Origin of the sequence: Rhodococcus sp. ABRD24, assembly GCF_004328705.1 — a bacterium.
In the GTDB taxonomy this organism is placed as follows: Bacteria; Actinomycetota; Actinomycetes; order Mycobacteriales; family Mycobacteriaceae; genus Prescottella.
This window is the reverse complement of the sequence record NZ_CP035319.1, coordinates 909,199-930,928: the sequence shown is the minus strand read 5'-3', so window position 1 is coordinate 930,928 and position 21,730 is coordinate 909,199. Positions and strand designations below refer to the sequence as shown.

At 66.6% G+C, this 21,730-nt stretch carries 21 protein-coding genes and 1 riboswitch; of the genes, 8 read left to right on the top strand and 13 right to left on the bottom strand.

What is annotated here, in order from left to right; genetic code table 11:
- Positions 1–354: 354 nt before the first annotated feature.
- The 3 genes from ERC79_RS04090 to ERC79_RS04080 all read right to left on the bottom strand — a co-directional run bounded on the left by ERC79_RS04090 (position 355) and on the right by ERC79_RS04080 (position 4,200).
- The gene (locus ERC79_RS04090; RefSeq protein ID WP_278249722.1) at positions 355–1,482 is read right to left on the bottom strand and encodes a Fic family protein; all 1,128 of its coding nucleotides are present in this window, start codon (positions 1,480–1,482) and stop codon (positions 355–357) included.
- Positions 1,483–2,327: 845 nt separating this feature from the next.
- A complete protein-coding gene (locus ERC79_RS04085) occupies positions 2,328–2,990 on the bottom strand; it encodes a response regulator transcription factor (protein WP_131575956.1) in 663 nt (220 codons plus the stop codon).
- Positions 2,991–3,048: 58 nt separating this feature from the next.
- On the bottom strand, positions 3,049–4,200 hold the full coding sequence (locus ERC79_RS04080; RefSeq protein ID WP_131580719.1) for a histidine kinase: 1,152 nt from the start codon (positions 4,198–4,200) through the stop codon (positions 3,049–3,051).
- A gap of 524 nt (positions 4,201–4,724) precedes the next feature.
- Between ERC79_RS04080 and ERC79_RS04075 the strand changes: the two genes are divergently transcribed.
- The gene (locus tag ERC79_RS04075) at positions 4,725–5,360 is read left to right on the top strand and encodes a DUF4352 domain-containing protein (protein WP_131575954.1); all 636 of its coding nucleotides are present in this window, start codon (positions 4,725–4,727) and stop codon (positions 5,358–5,360) included.
- Between the two features lie 424 nt (positions 5,361–5,784).
- Here ERC79_RS04075 and ERC79_RS04070 read toward each other — a convergent pair whose 3' ends face one another.
- Positions 5,785–6,129, bottom strand: a complete 345-nt coding sequence (locus tag ERC79_RS04070) for a hypothetical protein (protein ID WP_131575952.1) — start codon at positions 6,127–6,129, stop codon at positions 5,785–5,787.
- A gap of 118 nt (positions 6,130–6,247) precedes the next feature.
- The gene (locus ERC79_RS04065; RefSeq protein WP_131575950.1) at positions 6,248–6,607 is read right to left on the bottom strand and encodes an Rv2640c family ArsR-like transcriptional regulator; all 360 of its coding nucleotides are present in this window, start codon (positions 6,605–6,607) and stop codon (positions 6,248–6,250) included.
- A 95-nt stretch (positions 6,608–6,702) separates the two neighbouring features.
- Here ERC79_RS04065 and ERC79_RS04060 point away from each other — a divergent pair, with 95 nt between their 5' ends.
- Complete coding sequence (locus ERC79_RS04060; RefSeq protein ID WP_131575948.1) at positions 6,703–7,173, top strand: ArsI/CadI family heavy metal resistance metalloenzyme; 471 nt, start codon at positions 6,703–6,705, stop codon at positions 7,171–7,173.
- 164 nt (positions 7,174–7,337) lie between these two features.
- Positions 7,338–7,724, top strand: coding sequence for a hypothetical protein (locus ERC79_RS04055; protein ID WP_131575946.1), 387 nt, complete (start codon positions 7,338–7,340; stop codon positions 7,722–7,724).
- 128 nt (positions 7,725–7,852) lie between these two features.
- On the opposite strand, the gene ERC79_RS04050 is transcribed toward ERC79_RS04055, so the two are convergent.
- The 4 genes from ERC79_RS04050 to ERC79_RS04035 all read right to left on the bottom strand — a co-directional run bounded on the left by ERC79_RS04050 (position 7,853) and on the right by ERC79_RS04035 (position 12,535).
- On the bottom strand, positions 7,853–8,416 hold the full coding sequence (locus ERC79_RS04050) for a hypothetical protein (RefSeq protein WP_131575945.1): 564 nt from the start codon (positions 8,414–8,416) through the stop codon (positions 7,853–7,855).
- On the bottom strand, positions 8,413–10,212 hold the full coding sequence (locus tag ERC79_RS04045; RefSeq protein WP_242676743.1) for an ATP-binding cassette domain-containing protein: 1,800 nt from the start codon (positions 10,210–10,212) through the stop codon (positions 8,413–8,415). The genes ERC79_RS04050 and ERC79_RS04045 overlap by 4 nt, the downstream gene beginning before the upstream one ends.
- Entirely contained in the window at positions 10,209–11,231 is a 1,023-nt protein-coding gene (locus ERC79_RS04040; protein WP_131580715.1) for an iron ABC transporter permease, read from the bottom strand. Before ERC79_RS04040 ends, ERC79_RS04045 begins: the two co-directional genes overlap by 4 nt.
- 101 nt (positions 11,232–11,332) lie before the next feature.
- Positions 11,333–12,535 carry an ABC transporter substrate-binding protein gene (locus ERC79_RS04035; RefSeq protein WP_131575943.1) on the bottom strand — a complete coding sequence of 401 codons (1,203 nt, stop codon included), beginning with the start codon at positions 12,533–12,535 and terminating at the stop codon, positions 11,333–11,335.
- A gap of 279 nt (positions 12,536–12,814) precedes the next feature.
- A riboswitch (cobalamin riboswitch) is annotated at positions 12,815–13,006 on the bottom strand.
- A gap of 79 nt (positions 13,007–13,085) precedes the next feature.
- Here ERC79_RS04035 and ERC79_RS04030 point away from each other — a divergent pair.
- The gene (locus tag ERC79_RS04030) at positions 13,086–14,144 is read left to right on the top strand and encodes a GTP-binding protein (RefSeq protein WP_131575941.1); all 1,059 of its coding nucleotides are present in this window, start codon (positions 13,086–13,088) and stop codon (positions 14,142–14,144) included.
- Between the two features lie 46 nt (positions 14,145–14,190).
- On the top strand, positions 14,191–14,820 hold the full coding sequence (bluB, locus tag ERC79_RS04025; RefSeq protein ID WP_131575939.1) for a 5,6-dimethylbenzimidazole synthase: 630 nt from the start codon (positions 14,191–14,193) through the stop codon (positions 14,818–14,820).
- Positions 14,821–14,834: 14 nt separating this feature from the next.
- Here the strand turns inward: bluB and ERC79_RS04020 are convergent, their stop codons facing one another.
- From ERC79_RS04020 to glp, 4 genes are all read right to left on the bottom strand, one after another.
- Positions 14,835–16,187: a DEAD/DEAH box helicase gene (locus ERC79_RS04020; RefSeq protein ID WP_131575938.1), complete on the bottom strand. Its 1,353-nt coding sequence runs from the start codon at positions 16,185–16,187 to the stop codon at positions 14,835–14,837.
- Positions 16,188–16,550: 363 nt separating this feature from the next.
- Positions 16,551–16,964 (bottom strand): molybdenum cofactor biosynthesis protein MoaE, encoded by a 414-nt coding sequence (locus tag ERC79_RS04015; RefSeq protein ID WP_131575936.1) that lies wholly within the window; start codon positions 16,962–16,964, stop codon positions 16,551–16,553.
- Positions 16,957–17,949 carry a bifunctional molybdenum cofactor biosynthesis protein MoaC/MoaB gene (moaCB, locus tag ERC79_RS04010; RefSeq protein ID WP_131580713.1) on the bottom strand — a complete coding sequence of 331 codons (993 nt, stop codon included), beginning with the start codon at positions 17,947–17,949 and terminating at the stop codon, positions 16,957–16,959. The genes ERC79_RS04015 and moaCB overlap by 8 nt, the downstream gene beginning before the upstream one ends.
- An 11-nt stretch (positions 17,950–17,960) precedes the next feature.
- A complete protein-coding gene (gene glp, locus ERC79_RS04005; protein ID WP_131575934.1) occupies positions 17,961–19,181 on the bottom strand; it encodes a gephyrin-like molybdotransferase Glp in 1,221 nt (406 codons plus the stop codon).
- A 61-nt stretch (positions 19,182–19,242) separates the two neighbouring features.
- Here glp and moaA point away from each other — a divergent pair, with 61 nt between their 5' ends.
- The 3 genes from moaA (at position 19,243) to ERC79_RS03990 (ending at position 21,578) form a co-directional block, all read left to right on the top strand.
- On the top strand, positions 19,243–20,316 hold the full coding sequence (gene moaA / locus ERC79_RS04000) for a GTP 3',8-cyclase MoaA (RefSeq protein ID WP_131575932.1): 1,074 nt from the start codon (positions 19,243–19,245) through the stop codon (positions 20,314–20,316).
- Positions 20,309–20,578, top strand: coding sequence for a MoaD/ThiS family protein (locus tag ERC79_RS03995; protein WP_242676742.1), 270 nt, complete (start codon positions 20,309–20,311; stop codon positions 20,576–20,578). Before moaA ends, ERC79_RS03995 begins: the two co-directional genes overlap by 8 nt.
- Positions 20,579–20,918: 340 nt before the next feature.
- Positions 20,919–21,578, top strand: a complete 660-nt coding sequence (locus ERC79_RS03990; RefSeq protein WP_131575930.1) for a leucine-rich repeat domain-containing protein — start codon at positions 20,919–20,921, stop codon at positions 21,576–21,578.
- The last annotated feature ends 152 nt before the right edge of the window (positions 21,579–21,730 follow it).

Here is a 21,730-nt window from a genome sequence, read left to right as displayed (position 1 = left end):
TGGCGGCGTGGTCGGTGTCAAGATCGCTGAGGTTCGCCTTCTGCTGCTCCAGTTGTGCGAGCTGACGCGCGAGCTTGACCTGCTACTCCTTCGCGATGTCGAGAGGAACAGCGCCGTCCATGGCGAGATCGGCCCAGCGGCGACATCTCTGGAGCTTGTTCATGGGTAGCGGCAGCTGCCGCGCCGTTGGTCGTTGAGTGAGGCTGCGGGTCTCTTGACGTAGTTCCCGGGCAGGTTGTGAACGGCGCGGGCACTACATCTAGATCGTGGTCACGGTTGGACCGCGGCCCCTGGCGCTGGAACAGTTCGACGGCAGCTATAGCGCCACCTAGCCCATCTGCGACCTGGCGAGGATCACTCCCCGTCCAGTTCGAGTAGCGATACGCCGCGCGCTGTGAGCCGGAAACGCAGCGGTCTCTTCGTAACCGTCTCAATGATCCCGGCATCGTCTAGGCGCCGAAGTCGCGGGCGGATGAACTGGCTGGATCGACCCACCACCTCCGCCAGGGTGTTCAACTTGACGGCGCGGTTCGCATCGAAGTAGTGGGCCTGGCCCAGGGTGAACAGGACATGACCGATGGCGTCGCTGTCAATCGGCGGCGTCGACTCCCGGTCGAGTCCCAGGTTCAGCGGAAATTGCTCATCATCCACCAGAACGCCGATACGCGCCGCGAGTATGTCGATCTTCTGCCGGCGCTCGGAGAGGTCGAGCAGCAGGCGATGTTGCGCCTCGGCGATGATCTCCAGCATGTCGATCAGGTAGGGCGTCAGATCTCCGCGATTCAAAGGATTCTCTGCGTCAGAGAACGCCCGGTAGTAGCGATCCTTGTTGTCGGCGACCGTCGCCGACAATGCCAGGCTCGCATACGGAGCCAGCACCTGTCCGAGATCCAGCGCGAGAAGGTAGCGCCCGGTTCGGCCGTTTCCGTCGTAGAACGGGTGCGTGTACTCGAAGACGAAGTGCGCGACCACTGCTCTGATCAGCCGAGGGATCGAGTCGTCGCGCCCCTGGCTCAGCATGAGAGTCAGGGCGTCGTCGATCGCAGATTCGGGCAACACTCCGGTGTGCACGACCTCGATTCCTGATGTGATCGACACTGGTCCTTGCCGGAACCGCTTCCCGTCGGGGGCGTCCTCGTCGCGAATCTCGCCCCGGGTTACCTCGTCGTAGACGGCCCGGATGTCGTCGAGCGTTTGCGGACTTTCGGCCTGGTCGTTGCCGATGTCGAGGTATAGCCGCACCATCTCCGCGAACCGCTTGTTCGCGAGAGGCTGTTCCGACTGCACCACTTTGATTGCCTCGCTGATCTCCTTCCGGGTCGAGCGGACCTGTTCGATCTCGTTCGTTGCCTGGATCTCGTCGATCACCATGCGATGCAGGTAGTGGCTGCGCGCGCGGACTGGCAGCCCGTCCCACTCGGCTTGAATCTTGGGCTCGAAGCTCATGATCCGTTCGATCAGCGCTGCGAGTTCGGGTGTCATCAGCGCGAACATCGAGTGCTCGCCGATCTGTAGGTCCCAGTGGACGGCGGCGGGAGACTCTCGTCGCGCTCGTTCCTCAGCATCGGCACCAGTACGATCTCGTTGGTGAAAGATCGATTTCAACGTCCTGTACGCCATCTGGTCTTTCCCTGTCTCCACGCCATGTAGTGGCCTTGTCTGCCACGTCTATCTTATCCAGAATGGGATCTGGATAAGATAAGACTGCGGCGCGGGCGTCATTCCATGACCAACGCGGGCTGCAGGAGCGGATGTGGCCATAGCTCCCCGAACCGGGATCAGGGTGTCGGGGGGCCACCTCGGAGTCACGCAGCAGCATTCCGATGCGGAACACTGCGCGGCCAGGGAAGGAGGCGATGCGAGAGGCGGAAGAGGGGCTCTTGTTGACGACGGTTGAAAACCAGGCCAGAAACGACGGTTGAAATCTAGGCCACCCAACCAAGATCATGTGTGATGCCCGGACGCATGGCTGACAGTTCGTGCGCGGGACATCCCTGACACCCTTCCGAGGGTGCGAGCGATGAGCGTGAACGAACGATGGCTGGAGATCCTGTTGATCCCACTGCGCGACGGGATCACCGGCGCAGACCTCCCCGGAGATCGAGGCTCGGATCGTGACGATGCGCACCGACAACCCGCGATGGGGTGCACGCACGATTCACGCCCGGCTGATCCGTGCCGGACTGGCACGGCCACCGGCGCCTGGCTCCAGAACCGGATGGACCGACAATTGGGGACCTGTCAGAGTCGTTCTGAGTGCCTGTGGTGAGCACTCTCGGTATTGAGATGACGCGGGCGACGACAGTGTTGGTCCGGTTGCATACGTGTTAGTGGACGAGGCCGGCCCGGAAGGCGACGAGGGCGGCTTCGACCCTGTTGCGGGCCCCGAGTTTGGTGAAGACGGAGGAGATGTGGGTCTTGACTGTCGTTTCGCTGAGGAACAGTCCCGCCGCGATATCGGCGTTCGAGGCGCCGGTGGCGAGGGTACGCAGCACGTCGCGTTCGCGTTCACTGAGCATTCCGACATCAGCAGGCGGCGGGAAGGCCGTCTGAGGTGCGTGGGGTGCGTTCGCGACTATGCGGCGTAGGGAGTCCTGGCTGAAAAGGGTGTTCCCGGACGCGACTGCGCGAACGGACTGATGGAACGTTTCGGGGGCCTCATCCTTGGACAGGAAGCTGTGTGCGCCGGCGGCGACTGCCTGGATGACGAGGTCGTCGACGTCCATTGCGGTCATCGCAATCACTCGAGGCGGATCCGGGAGGGTCATGAGGTGCCGGGTGGCGTCGAGTCCGCCGATGCGCCGCATCTTCAAGTCCATCAACACCACGCGGGGCCGGTGAGTGGCGACTGCGGCAGGGACGCGGTCGCCGTCGTCGACCCCCGCGATGACGGTGATGTCGGTGGTGGCGGCGAAAATATCGGCTACGCCGCGGCGGACGAACGGGTCGTCGTCGGCGATGAGCACGGTGATGGCGTCTTCTCCAGTCATGGTGCGGACAGAGTATTCCCCGCTGCGCGGCACCGAACAGTGGGCAGCCGTAACCGGTTCAGGCGTACCAGGGGAGCCAACAGTCGACGACGAATTCGTTGCCGAGGACGCCGGCATTGAGGGTGCCGCCGATGTCACGAGTCTGTTCGGAAAGCCCGTGCAGGCCGGCACGAGAACCGAGTGGAACGACGGGTGGCTGCGAACTCAGCGTGTTCCGGATGTCAATACGGATGCCGTCATCGTCGGCGCCGGTGATGGCGATCCGTACGGTCTGGTCGCTCGCGTACTTCTGGGCGTTGGTAAGCGATTCCTGCACGACCCGGAACGCGACATGCCCCGTCACAGTGCCGATATCGCCGGGACGCAGGTCAGTGAACAGTGTGGTGTGCAGCCCGGCGGCGCGCGCGGATTGCACGAGATCTGCGACGGTGTCGATGCCCTGATGGCTGCTCGCCCTGGTGCCCGCAGCTGCGGTCCCGCGCAGGACCCCGACAATATTTTTGAGGTCATCGAGGGCATTGTGGGCGGTGGAACGGATCATCGAGGCCGTATTGGCGACCTTCTCCGGGTTGTCGGCGCCGTTGACTTGGAGGGCGCCGGCGAACAGGGAGATCCGGCTCAGGCTCGCGGCGAGAGTGTCGTGCATGTCCCGGGCGATGCGGGTGCGTTCCTCGGTCCGGATCATCTCGTCGCGCATCGCGTGACTCTGGCTGTGCGCACGGTCGCGGCTGTGCTCGGCCTCGGCCAGCTCTGTCCGGGTGTGCTTGAGCAGGGCGATTCCGACCACGATCGCCACCAGCATCGCGGCAACGAACCACGGGATCCACAGTGCGATATCCCATTCCGGCTTCGGCGCACCCTTTTCGGGCTTCGTCGACGCGATCGTCAGGACTGAGTTGTCACGGGTCCGGTTGGCGTCGTAGGTCAACGACACACCACACGCGAGGAACACGCCCACCGCTGCGGCGGCGAGCCGCTCGCCGCGCTCGGATCCAGCGATCGCGTAGAGCACGATCAGCGCGGCCGTGGCATCGGTCGAGAAGAACAGTGGCCCGGCCAACGCGATCGCGAGTACCAGCCACGGGCGTTCGTGCCGCCACACCAACGCCACGGCCGCCGCAAGGTTCAATGTCAGCCCGAGACCGATGTTGAGATCGTGGACGTTCCCTGAGTCCGCAGACAGACCGAGAGTCATCAAGGTGCAGAACATGCTCAGCGCCACCGCGCCCGTCGTCCAGGCACGGCGACGGATCGTCTCGGATATCGCGGTCACCCAGTGGAGGCTACGCGGCGCCGCACATTGGCCGACATGACCTGAATGGAGGAACCCTCCTCCGAGATCCGGCCGAAAGGACGACCAACACTGTCCGGTCGGATGAGGCGCTGGCCTGTGCTCGTCGCGTGAACTATCGATGCCAACACAACCGCAGCGAGAGGGGGCAGGCCCATGATCAGCTTGTAGCTGCGAATCTCTCGAGCCGGACTCACACAAAGACAACACAACCCAAGTCGTCCCCCCCCGGGGGCATGCCCGCTGCTGATGACGCGCTACCCGACCGAATCGTCGGCAACCTTCAGCCGCTCGGGAAACGGAGCGTTCGTCGCTGACACACCGCGAACCGATCACGAACCGGTAGTAGGCAGTTCAGTGCAATCTGCGACGGGCGGTAAGTCGACCCCATATCAACACCATCCCCGGTTCAGCCGAGCTGGGGCTTCCCAGGAGACACAAACATGACCGACCCCAACCAGTCCCACCCCGGACAGCCGTACCCGCAGGATCAGTACCCGCCGCAGCCGCCGGCGAAGAAGAAGCGCAAGGTGTGGCCCTGGATCATCGTCGGCGTCCCGATCCTGATCTTCGGCGGCTGCACCGTCGCGATGGTCTCCGCAGTTGGTGGAGACAAGGACGCCGCGGTGTCCTCCGGACCCGGCGAGGCAGCAGCTCGGTCCGCCAACGGTGGCCCGGACTTCCCGGGCAAGCTCAACAAGGACACCTCCGCGCTAGCCGGTGACACCATCACGCGCGACAACCTTGCCTACACGGTGACGCCGCTCGAGCAGGCGAGCAGCGTGATCGGAAACAACTTGTGTAGCAACGTCACGATCAAAAACGTCGGCGACAAGCAGAACGACTTCAACGGCTACCTGGATTGGAAGATGCAGGATCCGAATGGCGCAATCCGTGACGCAACTTTCGCCCCGGACAAGGAACTGCTGAACTCCGGACAACTAGCTCCCGGTGGGCAAGCCTCGGGCAGCGTCTGCTTCGACGCACGCCAGGGTTCGGCCCCGGGGACCTACGTCGTGCTGTTCAACGACACCTTCTCTCTGTCCTCGGACCGAATCGCCTGGGTCAACACTCTCTAGCCCCCCGCCACATCCGCACAGCTGCCTGCTTCGGGCTGGGGTCGCGGGTGCGTCGCCGACAATGATCGGGACTACCTCGGATGAGGGCGTGCACATCGGATGGGGAGTTCCGGGCGTGTCGCAGGCTCGGTCGGCCGTTGCACATCGACCTCACCATGACGCAGCAACTGCGCCCCGGACGAAACTGTCCGGGGCGCAGTTGTCCTCGGAGTTCGTCGCCACGGCGAAATCCCCGGGTGGACAGTCACACCCGAACTTGGTGCCGAGGAGCCCAAGTCCCTCCGGCGCTGAACTGGGCGGATATTGCCGTTCCGTAGCGCATTAGTTGATTGCCGGCGTCGAGGCTGTAGAGGCTGGTTCATTTTTCGTTGGGGGGCGACCGGTTGGGTCGGTCGTGCTGACACGCTGTCGCAGAAACCGGTTCTCATGTCTGTGAAGATGACGTTGATCTCGTCGAACCGACCCGCGCTCCGGGTGCGATCACAGTGCCGAAGTCGTCGCCGAGAACCGGGCCGGTCACCAGTCCGAGAATTTCGAGTCGCCCGCCCGAGTTGCTGGCCGGCCCGTTGCACATGCCGTGGACGATTGCTTCCCCGCCTGCGAGCACGCGAACGCCGGCGACCATGCCGCGGATGTTCGCAACGCCGCCGCGGTTGACCGTCACCTGTCCCGTGACCATTCCCTCGAGATCGAGTACGGCGCCGCTTGTCACGGTCACGTTGTCTCGAAGTGTCGTCAGGATCCTCTGCTTTCCTCGGATAGTGATCATTCGGGCATCGTATCCGAGTGAGCGTCCGTTCAATGAGAGTACATATTCTTGGACTTAGGTCTAATTTGTTGGGCCGCTTGCACATTCGTGGCATGTTGTGCCATCCGGCAGAATCGGCCTACCGGCAGCAGTTGGGATCGAGGACGAGCCGAAGGGCGTCCAGGGCGTCCGCGCGCGGCTGGTAATAGACGTTCATGCCTCGTCGGGTCGGCTCGACCATGCCGGCCTTCTTGAGTTGCCCGAGGTGGTGGCTGACGGTCGACTCGGCCAGGCCGACGGCGACGGCCAGGTCGCATGTGCAGACCTCGCCGTCGCCTGCAGTGAGCAGGATGGACATGAGTTTGATGCGAACCGGGTCGGCCAGTGCCTTCAGGCGGAGCGCAACTTCGAGAGCGGCATCGTCGCTCATCGGCGCGGCGGACACCGGCGCGCAGCAGATCGGCGCGCTCACGTCGATCGCCGGGAGTGTCTTGGGCATGCTCAGATCATGACACACCTACTTGACATATATCGAAATAGTGCGAGGCTATGGGGAGGTAATTCGATATATGTCACATCAGTCGGAGGTTCGTCATGTCCCGCGCGCAACTCGCTCTCAACGTCGACGATCTGGATGCAGCCGTCACGTTCTACTCCAAGCTCTTCGGAACCGAACCGGCCAAGCTGAAGCCGGGGTACGCCAACTTTGCCATTGTGGACCCGCCGCTGAAGCTGGTCCTGCTCGAGAATCCCGGCAACGGCGGGACGGTCAACCACCTGGGCGTCGAGGTCGGATCCAGCGCCGAGGTGCACGAGGAAATCGCCCGGCTCACCGGCGAGGGACTGTTCACCGATGAGGAGATCGGCACCACCTGTTGCTTCGCCACTCAGGACAAGGTGTGGGTGACCGGTCCGGCGGGGGAGAAATGGGAGATCTACACCGTGCTCGCCGACTCCGAGACCTTCGGGTCGGGTCCGCGGCATGACGACTCCGGCGACGAGTCGCAGGACGGAGTTTGCTGCGGTTCGGCCGAAGATCGCGCGGCCGGTACCTCCTGCTGCTGACCGGTGCGAGCGCCTGCGCGTCGTCGGGCGGTATCGATTCGACCGATCGTGAAATAGGATCGATACGGCGAAACGAGACTTCCAGGACCTCGAAAGGGGGTCCGGTCCGTATGAGCCGCCGCCACAGCCGATGCATCGGCCTCCAGTGAAGAGGAGAGCACGACGTGCCCCGCAGGCAGGAACATTCCGAGCAGTATGCCGACGCGTTGGTTGCCCTCGCCGCCGCGACGCACCGCCCGGTCAACGTGGTCAACGCCGACGGCGAGTACGCAATCCGGGTCGATTTCGCGTTCGGTGTCTATGCGTTGGCAACCAACTCCGAGAGTGGGTTGAGTGCAGATCCGGATGCGGGCGAGGTCTGGCGGGTCCGCTTCGTCGGTCAGCGCGAGGTCGGTGACGAGCTCCTCTCCGAGGCTCGGCACGAGTGGCTCGCCGACGCATTCGACGCGGCTCTCGACGAGTTCCGGCGGGCGGGTCACTGGAAGTCGTCCGACGCGATGCTGCACGAGTTGGCTCGCAGGCCCGGGGAGCCGGAGCCCGACGGGCGGTAGGCGCGCATCGGCGACGCGATCGACACGGGCGAGCCGGACTCCGGTCGGCCGCAATTCTCCGTCGGGGCAACCTCAACGAAAGGCCGCACCGGAATCCGGTACGGCCCTTCGTTGATTGCGGCGGCGGTCTACTCTGCGCGCTGGCCGAATCCCTTCCCCTGGCGATCCGCGGTGTCCGGCCCGATGCCCAGGAACTCCTCGCGCAGACGGTCCCACAGCTCGAGCTGCGACCAGTCCGGTTCGTCCCGGAGCTTCTGCCGGTTGGTCAGGAACGGGTTCGGCAGCATCGCGGTCATCAGCTGGTCGTCGCGGCCGTTGAACAGACGCAAGCCCCACGAACTCGGAGCTCCGTCTGTGTCCAGCGTCCGGTACATCTCCGCGCGTGAGCAGCGGCGAATCCGTCCGAGATCGGGGCCGCTGGCCTCGTGCTGACCGATGCACAGGTGGAAGTGCCAACGGCCGAAGTCGACGGTGACGTAACCGTCGAACATCGAGATCCGTTCGGGAGCATTGGGGGCGGCCACCTCCCACGCGGCCCCCTCGGCGAAGTTGCCGAACCAGATGTCGTCCCAGTGCTCCTCGAACAGGATGTGTACAAGGCTGAGCAACGACTTCTCGTCGGTCGGGAACGGCCAACGCTGTTCGCGGCGCCCGCTCTCGGTCGTGATCTCGATCGGCTCTGTGGCAGTCATGCGGTTACCTCTTCGTCGTGGGTGGGGCGGGTGAGCACGCAGTCTCCGCAGTACCCGGCGCCCGGGGTGCGATAGAACAAGCAGCAGCTACGGCGGCGGTAGCCGGTGTGCTCGGGTTCGAGTGCGCCGGTCAGCCGGGGATCGCGGAGGATGGCTTCGGTGGCAAGTTGCGCGCGGTGGGTGGTGTCGGCGCTGGATCCATCGTCGATGACGCGGGCCGCGCCGATCAGCGCGGACGCGACGTTGCCCCACAGGAGTCGAGCAGACATCGGTTCAGCGTTCCGGATTGCATCGATCATTGGTGCGAGGTGGCGGTCGAGAACCATCTCCCTCGCCAGTTCGGTCAGGTCACCGCCCTTCCATCCCTGCGGGTTTCGCAGGTTCAGGCTGATTCTCCCTTCTTCGCAGATCCATTCCAGGTCGTCGGGATCGAGATCGGGCAACCGGCCGGTCAGGATCACGCCGCCGAGCGCCGACTTCCACAGCCGTGCGGCATATCCGAAGAACAGAGTGGATGCGGCGACCCGAGACTCGGTGGGGCCTATCCGGGCCCGCACGTCGGCCACGGCTTCGGCCAGTACGCCCGCGTTCTCGTACAGGGTGCGGACCGGCCGCCAGTGTCCCGGTCCGGGCTCGCCGGTGGTCGTCGCGAGATATGGACTGACGGCTGCGATCTCGGCCAGTGTGCCGACGATCTCGGTGGGTTCCACTACGCGCAGCGCCGATTCAGGAAGTGCACGCAGTACGTCGGGGAGGGAGTCGAGTCCGGAGAGCCTTCGGGTCTGCCCGTCGGCCCGGATCACCACCCGGGTTCCGGAATCGGCCTCGATGGACAAATGCGCATCCTCCCCGGCTGCGGCTACGGCGAATCCTTCTCGGCTGAGCAGGCGGGTTACTGCGGACGCGGCGGGGTCGGTACCCGACACCCTGACCCCGCGTTGTTGCTCGCCGCGCGTCGAATCGAGCACGAATACTCCGGTACCGGCATCGAATCGCATTGCCTGCGAATCGAATACCTCGCCGATGCGGCCGTCGAGTGCGAGCTGTTCAGGGGTCCCGGTGTCGAGTCGGCCGGCACGGTCGAGCAGCCACACATGGTCGGCGACCCGCAGCGCCAGTTCGAGGTCGTGCGTCGACATCACCACGGCCAGGTCGTGCTCGCGGGCCGCCCGGCGCATCAGTTCGACCAGCGCGACCCGGGACGGGACGTCCAGGAACGCGGTCGGTTCGTCGAGAACGAGTAGCGTCGGCTCCTGCGCGAGGGCGCGGGCGCTGAGGATCCGCTGTCGTTCGCCGTCGGACATCTCGGCGGCCGGACGGTCCGCGAGGTGGTTCGCGCCCACCGCGTCCAGAGCCCAGGACACCACCTCGTGATCGTGATGACTCATCCTGCCGCCGAGCCCGAGGTGTGGGGTACGGCCGAGCCCGGCGAGTTCGCGGCCGGACAGCATTCCGGGCTCGACCCGTTCCGTGAGCACCACGGCGATCGCCCGGGCGATCTCGTCGGCCGCCATGTCGCGGATGTTCCTGCCGCCCAGCGTGATCTGGCCACCGAGCGCCGGCTGCAACCCGCAGATCGTGCGCAACAGTGTGGACTTGCCGCTGCCGTTGGGGCCGAGCAGTACGGTCAGTTCACCCTGCCGTGCGGTGGCACAGAGCCCGGAGGTGACGGCCCGGGCGACAGATGGGCGAAAGGTCCGCCGCGTCGAGTAACCGGTGGTGGTTCCGGACAGCCGTAGGGCGACGTCGCCGGTGGACTCCGCCGGTGCGGACGAGTTCGTGGTGTCGGGGTTCACAGGGAGGCTCCATCGATTCCGCGTCGAGCCCGGATGAGCACGGTGATCACGATGGGGGCGCCGATCATCGCGGTCACCGCGTTGAGTGGAAGTACTCGGTCGCTGTTCGGGACCTGGCTGACGATGCCGCAGGCGAGTGCCACCGCGGAACCCATCAACATCACCGTGGGCATCAGTGCCCGATGGTCCGAGGTACCGATGGCCAGGCGTGCCAGGTGCGGGACCGCGAGTCCGAGGAATCCGATCGGTCCGCAGAACGCGGTGGTGACGCCGGCGAGCAACGAGGCTGCCAGCAGTGTGATCAGCCGTGCACGACGGACATCGATGCCCATGGTTCGGGCGTAGCCCTCTCCGAGAAGCAGTGCGTTGAGAGGGCGCACGGTGGCCAGGGCCGCCGCTGCGGCGGCGATCACGATCGGTGCCATCAGCGCCAGGTCGGACCACGTCGTCGAGGCGAAGCTGCCCAGCCCCCACAGCAGGAACAGTTGCGCGCGTACCGGATCGGCGTACACCAGCAGGACGCTGACGACCGCGGTGGTAGCGGATCCGACCATCACGCCGACCAGGAGCAACGTCACGGAAGAGCGGACCCAGCGCGAGAGGAGCAGGACCAGCAGCAGCACCAGGGCCGCGCCGCTCGCGGCGGCCAGCACGACGCCGGCCCGTCCCATTCCGGCGAGTCCGGCCGTGAAGGATGCGGATCCCGCGGTGCCGGCCGTGATGACGACCAGCGCCACACCGAGGCTCGCGCCTGAGCTCGCGCCGAGCACGTAGGGGTCGGCGAGCGCGTTGCGGAACAGGGTCTGCATCTGCAGTCCCGCTATGCCGAGGGCTGCACCGGCGATGACCGCAGTCAGCGCGCGTGGCAGTCGTAGTTCGTGCACCACCACCTGCCAGCGTGGGTCCGAGGGTTCGGCACCGAGGACGACGCGGATCGTGTCGGCAAGCGGGACGCGGACCGGTCCGAGGACCAGCGCCAGCAGGAACAGTGCCGCGGTGGCCGCGATGAGGCAGGCCATCGCGACAGCTGCTCTACGGGAGAAGGCTCTGGGCCGGGCAGTGGCGTCCCGCCCGCCCGCCGCCCCGGTATGCGGGGCCGGAGGGCGGGTCAGGAGTGTCGTCATGCCCGGGGTACCGGCCGGTAGAACGCGAACTCGTGGTCGGGGGAGAGTTCGGGGTGCACGATCGCAACGAGGTCGCCGAGGACGAGGTCGGGGCGCAGGACACCGAGCTGGTAGAAGTTGTTTCCACCGTCGGGGCCCACATCCTTGGTGCCGGACCACACCTGCCCGTCTTTGACCGCGGTCAGCTGTCCGTAGCGCTGATCCTCGTCGGTCGCGTCGGCCGTGCTCGCCCAGTCGCTCATCACGATCCAGGTGGGGGCGGTGCCACCCTGCGTGTACACCGTCTCGAAGTTCAGTTGGAGGCTGCCGGTGGACGGGTCACCCTCCCACGGGTAGCTGGCCCCCGCGTCCCGCAGCAGCTGGCCGACGTAGCTGCCACCCGCCGGCATGTACCAGGTGCCCTGGTACATGGTTCCCGGCAGGACCGGCTGCTTCGCAACTCCGGCCGCGGTGGCGGCAACCTTCTCGTAGTCGCTGCGGATCGTCGTGAAGAGCGCCGCTGCCTCTGCTTCGGTACCGGTGAGGGCGGCCATCATCTTGACCCACTCGGCGCGGCCGAGGGCGGTGGACTCGAGGTATTCCGCGTTGGCCACCACCGGGATGCCGGCGGAGCGCAGCTTCACATAGGACGGATCGTCCGTGCCCTGAGTCATCAGCACGTCCGGATCCGCCGTGACGACCTTCTCGACGTTGACGGTCTTTCCGGATGCGTACTCGGTGATCTTGCCCTCTGCGATCCGCGCGCGAATGTCTTCGCCGTTGACGTTGCCGGCATTCGCGACTCCCGTCAGGATGTCGAGTTGACCGAGTTCGGTGATGAGCGGCAGATGGGTGGTCGACCCCGAGTACAGGCTCGTGATCGGCGTCGTGATCTTCGGTGCGGTGGCGAGTCCGCCGGACAGTTCCGGTTCGGGGGCGCCGCACTTGACCAGCACGTACGACTCGGGGGAGGCCCCGGGGAACGGCTGGTTCACCGTGAGGACCTGGTAGCTGCCGTGGTAGTCGATGCTGAAGTTCTTTGCATCCGACAGGGTCGACTTGTCGGGGAAGTAGTCGGTGTTCGCGTCGAAGTCGGTGATGCAGCCGCGGGCGTCCAGCGTGGTGCCGGACGCCCTCTCGGATGTCGAGGAGCAGCCTGCGAGCAGCAGGCTCACGGCGGTGACTACGGAAAGTGCGGTGGTCGTGGACCGTTGGGACATGGGTTCTCCACAGATGAGCGGGATGGTTGGCTTCGGCTCAACTCGTTCTCAGGTACGCGAGCGACGCGAACCAGGCCGACTTCGCGGACTGAAATCTGACGAACGAGGTTGGCCTGACGAAGGGCGATGACGCTTCAGCGCGGAATCGGGCGTCAGGCTCGACAGTGGAGAGGGTCGCCGCCGGAGCGGTCACCACCGGGCGACGTGGGGCGAGGACGGTAAGACAACGCGAGGTTCAGCATGGTGGACTAGCCACCTCTCTCAGGGAAATCCGCCCCGAATAGGAGGTTGCGATGACGGGAGTCTCCTGGCTCTCGGATCGGCACTTCCCTCCGCCTTCCGGTCGTTGACCGTGGCGTGTGGAGGGTCGCTCCCCGAATACAGTGGCGGGACCGCGCCGGCTTCGCACCGGCTTCCTCTTTCGTCATCACCTGACTGGGGCATTCTTGCACGCGAGGCTGCCCATGCGAAATCCTGCGAAATCCTGACGGCGGGAAGCGAGTACGATGGGCTGCCGGTCGGTGGTGTCGGTGGCGCGGAGGATCAAGGCGTGGCGAAGAAGCAGAGTCCTCGGCGGATTCCTGTCGTTCTGGTCGCCGGATTCCTGGGCTCGGGGAAGACCAGCCTGCTCAATCACCTACTGCGCAACAACGGCGGCACTCGCATCGGCGTGATCGTCAACGACTTCGGCTCGGTCAATGTCGATTCGATGATGGTTGCCGGACAGGTCGATTCGATGATGGCGCTGAGCAACGGCTGCCTCTGCTGCGCGGTGGACGTGAGCGACATGGACGCGATGCTGAACCGGCTGGCGCATCGCAAGTCGGAGATCGACGTCATCGTCGTCGAGGCCAGTGGATTGGCTGAGCCGCGCAACATGATTCGTCTGATTCTCGGCAGCGAGAACGAGTACATCACCTACGGCGGACTGGTCATGGTCGTCGACGGCGCCGAGTACCCGAGCAGTCGGGCGCGACATCCGGAACTCGACCAACACATCGCGCTTGCGGATCTGGTCGTCCTCAACAAGACCGACCGGATCGACGAGGAGGCCCACGACACCTTGCTCAGTGAGGTGTGCCGGATCAATCCCCGGGCCGCGGTTGTCTCGACCGTGCACGGGCGGGTGGATCCGGGGTTGCTGTTCGATCGGACGCCGCGCCGCGAGCCCCGGCCGGGTGAGCAGTTGACGTTCGACGATCTCCTCGCCGAGGAACACGACCACGATCACGGAGAGTGTGGGGACCGGCACATCCATTCGATGTACGAGAGTGTGACTTTCGCATCGGCGTTGCCGATGCATCCTCGCCGACTCATCCGGTTCCTCGAGAATCAGCCAGCCGGCTTGTACCGGATCAAGGGATACGTGTACTTCGGGGTTCCCGGCTACCAGCAGAAGTATTTGCTGCAGGTCGTCGGGGACCACGTCAGCTTCCATCCGCAGCGCTGGGAGCCAGGGGAGGGACGGCGCACCGAGCTCGTCGTCATCGGCACCGACCTGGACCCGGACTCGGTCGATGCGCTGCTCGACTCGTGCGTGGAATCCGAGGCCGAGGGCCTCGGCGCCGACACGATGATGGGTGTGCACAGGTACACCGCGTCCGTGTGATCCGGATGGCGAGTTCGGATGGGAGGGCTCCGGCTACCGTGGAGTCGTGACCGAGTCTCTTGTTTCCGTGTACGAAGCTATCCGTCGACGCCGCGATGTCCGTGCCGAGTTCAGCGGTGACCTGATCCCCGACGAGACGCTGCAGCGCGTCCTGGGCGCGGCCCACGCGGCACCGAGCGTCGGCAACACCCAGCCCTGGGATTTCGTCGTGGTGCGTCGCCCCGACACCCTCGAGGCCTTTGCCGAGCACGTCGCGGGCCGCCGGCGGGCGTTCGCCGCTTCTCTGCCCGAGGATCGCCGGAAGACGTTCGACCCCATCAAGATCGAGGGAATCCGGGAGAGCGGCACGGGAATCGTCGTCACGTATGACCCGTCCCGCGGCGGTGACAACATCCTCGGCCGGCACACCATCGACGACACCGGGCTGTTCTCGGCGGTGCTGGCCATCCAGAACCTCTGGCTGGCCGCGGCCGCCGAGAACATCGGTGTCGGTTGGGTGTCCTTCTACGAGGAGGACTTCCTCACCGAACTGCTCGATATCCCGGCACCGGTGCGTCCCATCGCGTGGCTGTGCGTCGGGAAGGTCGAGCAGTTCCAGGAGGTCCCGGACCTCGAGCGCTTCGGTTGGCGGACGCGCCGGGATCTGGCCGACGCGATCCACTGGGAACGCTACTGAAGGCGGTAGCCGGGTCAGCCGCGGCGTCGGCTTCCGCCGCTGCGCGGTGCGCCTGAGCCGGAACCGGCGGCGGCGCCCGAACCGGCGCGTCGCCGTCCGCCGCCGACAGCCTCGGACCGCGGACCGCGGCCACCCTGTCCGGCGCCTCGGCCACCCTGCCCGGAGCCGCCGCGGGCCGGACGGGCTCCGCCCTGGCGTCGGCCGTCTCCGCCGGCGGGCTTCTCGGACTTGGGGGCGGGCGGCACGTGGGCCGCGGGCTCGCCGACCAGACGGGTCACATGCTCGGACTCCGCGGTCACCTGGACCGGGGTGACCTTGATCGCGGCCTTGCGCATCAGCACCTGCAGGTCCTTGCGCTGTTCCGGCAGCACGATGGTGACGACATCACCGGCGCTGCCGGCGCGCGCGGTGCGCCCCGAGCGGTGCAGGTATGCCTTGTGCTCGGCCGGCGGATCGACGTGGACAACGAGTTCGACGTCATCGACGTGGACGCCGCGGGCAGCGACGTCGGTGGCGACGAGGACCCGCGCGGAGCCCTCGGAGAATGCAGCCAGGTTGCGGTCACGCGCAGCCTGGGACAAGTTGCCGTGCAGATCGACGGACGGGATCCCGGCCTCGGTGAGCTGCCGGGCCAGCTTGCGGGCCTGGTGCTTGGTCCGCATGAACAGGATGCGCCGGCCCTGACCGGACGCCAGCTTCTGGACGAGGTTCTTCTTGGCTTCCACACCGTTGACGTCGAAGACGTGGTGGGTCATCGCGGCAACGGGGGAGTTGGCCTCGTCGACGGAGTGCAGCACCTCGTTGTGGAGGAAACGCTTGACCAGCTTGTCGACGCCGTTGTCCAGCGTCGCCGAGAACAGCAGACGCTGGCCGCTCTGTGGGGTCGCGTTGAGGATGCGGGTGACTCCGGGCAGGAAGCCGAGGTCGGCCATGTGGTCGGCCTCGTCGAGAATTGTCATCTCGATGCCGTCGAGCGAGACGAAGCCCTGCTTCATCAGGTCCTCGAGGCGGCCGGGGCACGCGACGACGATGTCGACGCCGCCCTTGAGCGCACTGACCTGACGGTGCTGGGACACGCCGCCGAAGATCGTGGTGACGCGCAGATCGTGGGCGTTCGCGAGCGGCTCGAGGGCCGCGGTGATCTGCGTGGCCAGCTCGCGGGTGGGGGCGAGTACGAGGCCGCGGGGCTTACCCGGACGGCGCTTGCCGCCGGCGAGCCGTGCGGCCAACGGGATCGAGAACGCGAGGGTCTTGCCGCTGCCTGTCTTACCTCGGCCGAGGACGTCGCGTCCGGCCAGGGTGTCGGGAAGGGTGTCGACCTGAATCGGGAACGCGGTGGTGATGCCGCCTGCCGACAGAGCGGTCACGATCGGACCGGGAACTCCGAGGGAGGCGAAGGACACGGGGGCGGACTCGCCGGACGGGGATGTAGCGCTGGTGGACAAGGTTGTCGGTGCCTTTCGGGCATTCGTGCACACCCGAACGGCCGGGAGCTTCCCGGTGCACGGCCTGCACAAGATGGCGACATTGCCGGTAGGCAAGATCGATCGCCGCAAGAATTGCCTGTGCTGGTGCACTCGCCGACGGGCGTGGATGCCCGTTCAGGGCACCGAGCGCGAGGCTCGGATCCGGCGCGAAGTGAAAGCGTTCTACGACGCTGGATGTCTCGCAAGCGGACCTCCAGTGCTTCCACCATACCGGGTCAAGGTTTCCAGGTCGGCTTCGGGCGACTACAGACCGACCCATTCGGAGATGCCGCTCGCGAACTGTTGGCGCTTCCAGATCGGTACCTCGGCCTTGATGCACTCCACCAGCTCGGCGCATGCGGCGAACGCCTCGGCGCGGTGCGGGGCGGCGACCGCCGCAACCAGCGCCAGATCGCCGATGGTCAACTGGCCCACGCGATGTACCGCGGCGACCGGTAGCCCGCTACGCGCAGACACGCGCTCGCAGCAGCGCCGCAGGAATCGTTCGGCGTCGGGGTGTGCCTGGTACTCGAGGGCGGAAACGGAACGTCCGCCGTCGTGATCGCGGACCACGCCTGTGAAAACCACCACAGCACCGTGTTCAGGCCCGGCGACGGCCGCGTCGACGACCGCGGGATCGAGCAGTTCGGCGGAGATCCGGGCGAGTAGTTCACTCATCGTGCGCACCGCCGCCGGCAACCTGTGCCAGCAGATGATCGAGGAGTGGTCCCAGAACCGCCAGCCCATCCTTCACCCCGCCCGGTGAGCCGGGCAGGTTGACCACGAGGGTGCGGCCGGACAGACCCGCGACCCCGCGGCTGAGCGCCGCGTGCGGGGTCACCTCGGTGCCTCGACGGCGCATCTCTTCGGCGATGCCGGGCAGTTCGCGGTCGAGGACGGCGCGCGTCGCCTCCGGAGTGGCATCGGTGGGGGAGGCGCCGGTGCCACCGGTGCTGATCACGAGGGAAGGGCCGTCGGAGAGGGCGTCGGCCAGGCCGGCCGCGATGTCGGCATCCGCGTAGACCAACGGTCCGCGGACGCTGAATCCGCGGCCGCCGAGCCAGTCGGCGATCTGCGGTCCGGTGGTGTCGGGCCGCGTGCCGCGTGCCCCGCCGGTGGATGCGACCAGGACCGTGGCGGACCCGGGCCGGATGCCGGAGGTGGTGGCGGGATCCGGCGGGTGAACCGTAGGCTCGTCGCGCCGCCAGTGGCCGCGCTTGCCGCCCTCCTTGGTGAGCAGACGTACCCGGTCGAGGGTGGCGGCGGGGTCGACGGCCTTGACCATGTCGTGCAGCGTCAGCCCGGCCACCGCGACCGCGGTGAGGGCCTCCATCTCGACGCCCGTGGGGCCCTTGGTTTTCGCGGTGGCCTCGATGGTGATGGAGGTGTCGGTGAAGCCGAACTCCACCTTCACCGACGACAACGCCAACTGATGGCACAGCGGGATCAGCTCGGAGGTCTTCTTGGCGCCCGAGATTCCGGCGATGCGGGCGGTGGCGAGGACGTCGGCCTTGGGTAGGTCGTCGGTGCGGACGAGTGCGATCACCTCGGGGGTGGTCACCAGTTCGCCGGCGGCGACCGCGATTCGCGTCGTGTCCGACTTTGCGCTCACATCCACCATCCGGGCCCGGCCCGCGCCGTCCAGATGGGTCAATTCACCTATGTTCTGCTCGCTCACGACAGGGGCCACACCTTCACTCGCTCACCCGCGTCGAGGACCGTCGCCTCGGCGGGAACATCGATCAACACATCGGCCCATGCGAATGCCGCCACCAGGTGGGACCCGGGCCCGGAGACCACCTCGACGCTGTCGGCGGTGCGGCGGCCACGCAGGAACTGCCGCTTGCCGGCTACCGACGTCACGGGGTGCGCGAGTTCGGCTTCCTCGATCGGGACGGGAGGCACGCCCGTCGCGCGTCGCAGCAGCGGACGCAGGAACACCTCGAACGAGACCATCGTGCTCACCGGGTTACCCGGGAACGTGAGCACGGGGACGCCGTCGACCACGGCCGTGCCCTGTGGTCCGCCGGGCTGCATCGCCACCGGGCCGAACCACGCGCCGGCCTCACCGAGGACATCCCGGACCACCTCGAAGTCGCCCATCGACACCCCACCGGAGGTGATGACCAGCTCGGCGCGGGCCACCGCCCGACGCAGGGCCGCGCGGAAGACTTCAGGCTCGTCGGTGCTGCGGTCCACCGTCGCGACCTCGACGCCCTCGGCCCGCAGGCTCGCCGCAAGCGCCGCGCCGTTGGAGTCGTAGATCTGCCCGGGGGCCAGGATGGTTCCGGCGTCCGCCAGTTCCGCGCCGGTGGTGATGACGGACACGCGCGGACGAGTGTGTACGGCCACCGACGTCAAGCCCACCGCCGCGAGCACCCCGAGATGTCGGGGCGCGAGAACAGCTCCGGCCGGCAGCAGCAGGGTGCCGGTGCGCACGTCGCTGCCGCGGTCCCGGACGTACTCGCCGGCGGCGCGCGAGCGCAGGACGGTGACCTTGCCGTCGGTGATCTCCGTGTCCTCCACCGGGACAATCGCATCGGCGCCCTCAGGAATCACGGCACCGGTCATGATGCGCATCGCGGTGCCGGGCACGTGGGCATCCGGGCACGCCGGACCGGCGGCGATGGTGCCCAGGATCGGCAGGGTCGTCGGAGCTACGGCGATGGCTGCGGCGTCGACGGCGAATCCGTCCATCTGCGAGTTGCGGAACATCGGCAGATCCACCGGCGAGGCGATGTCGTGGGAGAGCGCGCGACCCAGCGCGTCCTCGATGCGGACCGATTCGGATGGTCGCGTCAGGAGGGGGGTGAGGAGCTCCGCCACCTCGGCGGCGTGCTCCGCGACGGATCGCGCGCGCGATCCGATGCCGTGCCTGTGCTCCCGCGGTGCCATGACAGCCAATCCTAGGCATCTCCATCGCACTCGGGAGTCTCGGCGGCGGCATACTGATCGCATGACGGTGGTACGAACGGGGACGGTGGTGGACGTCGGCATTCCTGCTGTGCGGACCGCTCCCGACGTGGCCGGGCGGCCCGACGTCCCCGAGCTGGTCGACAGCTTCGGCCGGGTCGCACGGGACCTGCGCGTGTCGATCACCGAGAAGTGCTCGCTGCGCTGCACGTACTGCATGCCGGCGGAAGGCCTGCCCGCAGTCCCTCGGACACAGTTGCTCACCACCGACGAGATCGTCCGGCTGGTGGGCGTCGCCGTGCATCGTCTCGGGGTGCGGGAGGTGCGGTTCACCGGCGGCGAGCCGTTGATGCGCCGCGACCTCGAGGACATAGTCGCCGGCTGTGCCGAGCGAGTGCCCGGGATCCCCCTGGCGATGACCACCAACGCGGTCGGCCTCGAGCATCGTGCCGACGCGCTGGCACGCGCTGGACTCACCCGGGTGAACGTCTCGCTGGACACCGTCGACCGTGCACACTTCGCGGAGCTCACCCGCCGAGATCGGTTGCCCTCCGTGCTCACCGGGATCCGCGCCGCGCAGCAGGCCGGACTCGCCCCGATGAAGATCAATGCCGTATTGATGTCCGAAACCCTCAGTGGTGCAGCAGAGTTGCTCGAATGGTGTCTCGCGGCGGGATGTGCGTTGCGGTTCATCGAGCAGATGCCGCTGGATGCCGACCACGAGTGGGCCAGGGAGAACATGGTCGGCGCGCAGGCCCTGCTGAACGTGCTCGGGGCCCGGTTCGCGCTCGAGGAGATCGGCCGCGAGGATCCGTCCTCCCCGGCAGAGGAATGGCTGGTGAACGGGGGTCCGGCCACCGTCGGGATCATCGGCTCGGTGACCCGCCCGTTCTGCGAGGACTGCGACCGCACCCGGCTCACCGCGGAGGGCACGGTCCGGTCATGCCTGTTCAGTGACCAGGAGGTCGATCTGCGCGATGCGCTGCGATCCGGTGCCACGGACGAGGACCTCGCGTTGCTGTGGCGCGCGGCGATGTGGGGCAAGTGGGCCGGGCACGGCATCAACGCGGCGGGATTCATTCCCCCACAACGCAGTATGGGAGCGATCGGTGGATGAAGCGGCTGTGTCGTCCGTGGGTGTTCAGGTGCGGTACTTCGCGGCCGCGGCGGACGCCGCCGGCTGTACCGAGGAGTCACTGTTGCTGCGACCGGATGCGGATCTGGGCGCGCTCAAGGCTGTGCTGATCGACCGCTACGGCGATCGAATGGCGCGGATTCTCGACGTCGCGGCGTTCCTCGTCGATTCCGATCTCACTAGGGATCTCACTCGTCCGGCGACGGGGCAGGTGGACGTGCTGCCGCCGTTCGCGGGCGGCTGATCGGCAGGGGTCACCAGGCGGATGATGCCCGCTGGACGTCCAGTTCGATGAGCCGAGGCTCCCCAGCGACCCGGTCGCGATTCTGGCCGAGCGCCGCACCGACGGCGTGCACCACTGCGCCTGCGGACGCCACTACGTTCTCGGTACTGGCTCGTAGCCCAGAGGAAGTCAGCAGTGCGACCAGCTCACGGGGCCATCACCAGGGTCCGAGCGAATTTACTGTCGTAACGTACTCGCATACTGTGCGGGTGCGATCTGAGGTGCCCCCTGCCGCTACACGCGCCCTCCCGGGCAGCGTGACCCGCCGGACCATGTCCCGAAAAGGCAAAGGATCAGAACAATGAGCCCGAGACGTAGCATGCGTCGCGGGGCGGCTGGTGTGCTTGCTGCGGTGAACGCGCAGCTGGGCCGTCCGATCTCGACACCTCTGGAGTCTGAAGCCATCGCCCGGACTGCGTTCCTCGAGCTTGATCAGCTGCCCGCGGCGGATTTGGCCCCTTTGTCCGAACTGTCGAACCTGACCGAACTGCGATTGCATGGAGAGGCAGTGATCGATCTTCGCCCGCTGTCGACGCTGACCGCGTTGCAGAGGCTCGACCTGCGTTGGTCGCCTGTGCGGGAGCTGTCCCCGTTGGCGGGTCTGCACGGTCTCACCCATCTCTACCTCAGCGGAACGGAGGTCAATGATGTGTCCCCGCTTGCCAGTCTGACCGGACTTGAGTTTCTGGACCTGCGCTGGACGCCACTCCGGGACGTCGACCCCCTGGGGGGCCTGAGCGGCCTCACCTGCCTCAAGCTCGCGGGGACCGAGGTGGTCGATGTGGCTGCGTTGGCGGGTCTGACGGGCCTGACCTGGCTCGACCTCGAGGGGACCTCGATCACGGACGTCTCGCCACTGGCCGGCTTGCCGCATCTGAGAATGCTCGAACTCTCCGGATCACACGTCACAGATGTTTCCTCGCTGCACGGTATGGCCAACCTGACTGTCATCGACGGGTGAGTGGACGGAGGGACGACTGGGTGCGTCGCTCCCCGAGATGGAGCGGGTCGCTGCGGTCCCTGCCAGGGAGCCGCTGTGCGGCTCGATGGCGGTGGCGTCAAGCTGCCGTCGATCGCGTCGCTGCGCTCCACTCGAAACCGAAATAGCATTCT

Bases quoted from the DNA above. Each gene is read 5' to 3' on its own strand.
- ERC79_RS04090 (WP_278249722.1), bottom strand. From the start codon at position 1,482: ATGACACCCGAACTCGCAGCGCTGATCGAACGGATCATGAGCTTCGAG.
- ERC79_RS04085 (WP_131575956.1), bottom strand. From the start codon at position 2,990: ATGACTGGAGAAGACGCCATCACCGTGCTCATCGCCGACGACGACCCG.
- ERC79_RS04080 (WP_131580719.1), bottom strand. From the start codon at position 4,200: ATGTTCTGCACCTTGATGACTCTCGGTCTGTCTGCGGACTCAGGGAAC.
- ERC79_RS04075 (WP_131575954.1), top strand. From the start codon at position 4,725: ATGACCGACCCCAACCAGTCCCACCCCGGACAGCCGTACCCGCAGGAT.
- ERC79_RS04070 (WP_131575952.1), bottom strand. From the start codon at position 6,129: ATGATCACTATCCGAGGAAAGCAGAGGATCCTGACGACACTTCGAGAC.
- ERC79_RS04065 (WP_131575950.1), bottom strand. From the start codon at position 6,607: ATGCCCAAGACACTCCCGGCGATCGACGTGAGCGCGCCGATCTGCTGC.
- ERC79_RS04060 (WP_131575948.1), top strand. From the start codon at position 6,703: ATGTCCCGCGCGCAACTCGCTCTCAACGTCGACGATCTGGATGCAGCC.
- ERC79_RS04050 (WP_131575945.1), bottom strand. From the start codon at position 8,416: ATGACTGCCACAGAGCCGATCGAGATCACGACCGAGAGCGGGCGCCGC.
- ERC79_RS04040 (WP_131580715.1), bottom strand. From the start codon at position 11,231: ATGGCCTGCCTCATCGCGGCCACCGCGGCACTGTTCCTGCTGGCGCTG.
- ERC79_RS04035 (WP_131575943.1), bottom strand. From the start codon at position 12,535: ATGTCCCAACGGTCCACGACCACCGCACTTTCCGTAGTCACCGCCGTG.
- ERC79_RS04015 (WP_131575936.1), bottom strand. From the start codon at position 16,964: ATGAGTGAACTACTCGCCCGGATCTCCGCCGAACTGCTCGATCCCGCG.
- glp (WP_131575934.1), bottom strand. From the start codon at position 19,181: ATGGCACCGCGGGAGCACAGGCACGGCATCGGATCGCGCGCGCGATCC.
- moaA (WP_131575932.1), top strand. From the start codon at position 19,243: ATGACGGTGGTACGAACGGGGACGGTGGTGGACGTCGGCATTCCTGCT.
- ERC79_RS03990 (WP_131575930.1), top strand. From the start codon at position 20,919: ATGAGCCCGAGACGTAGCATGCGTCGCGGGGCGGCTGGTGTGCTTGCT.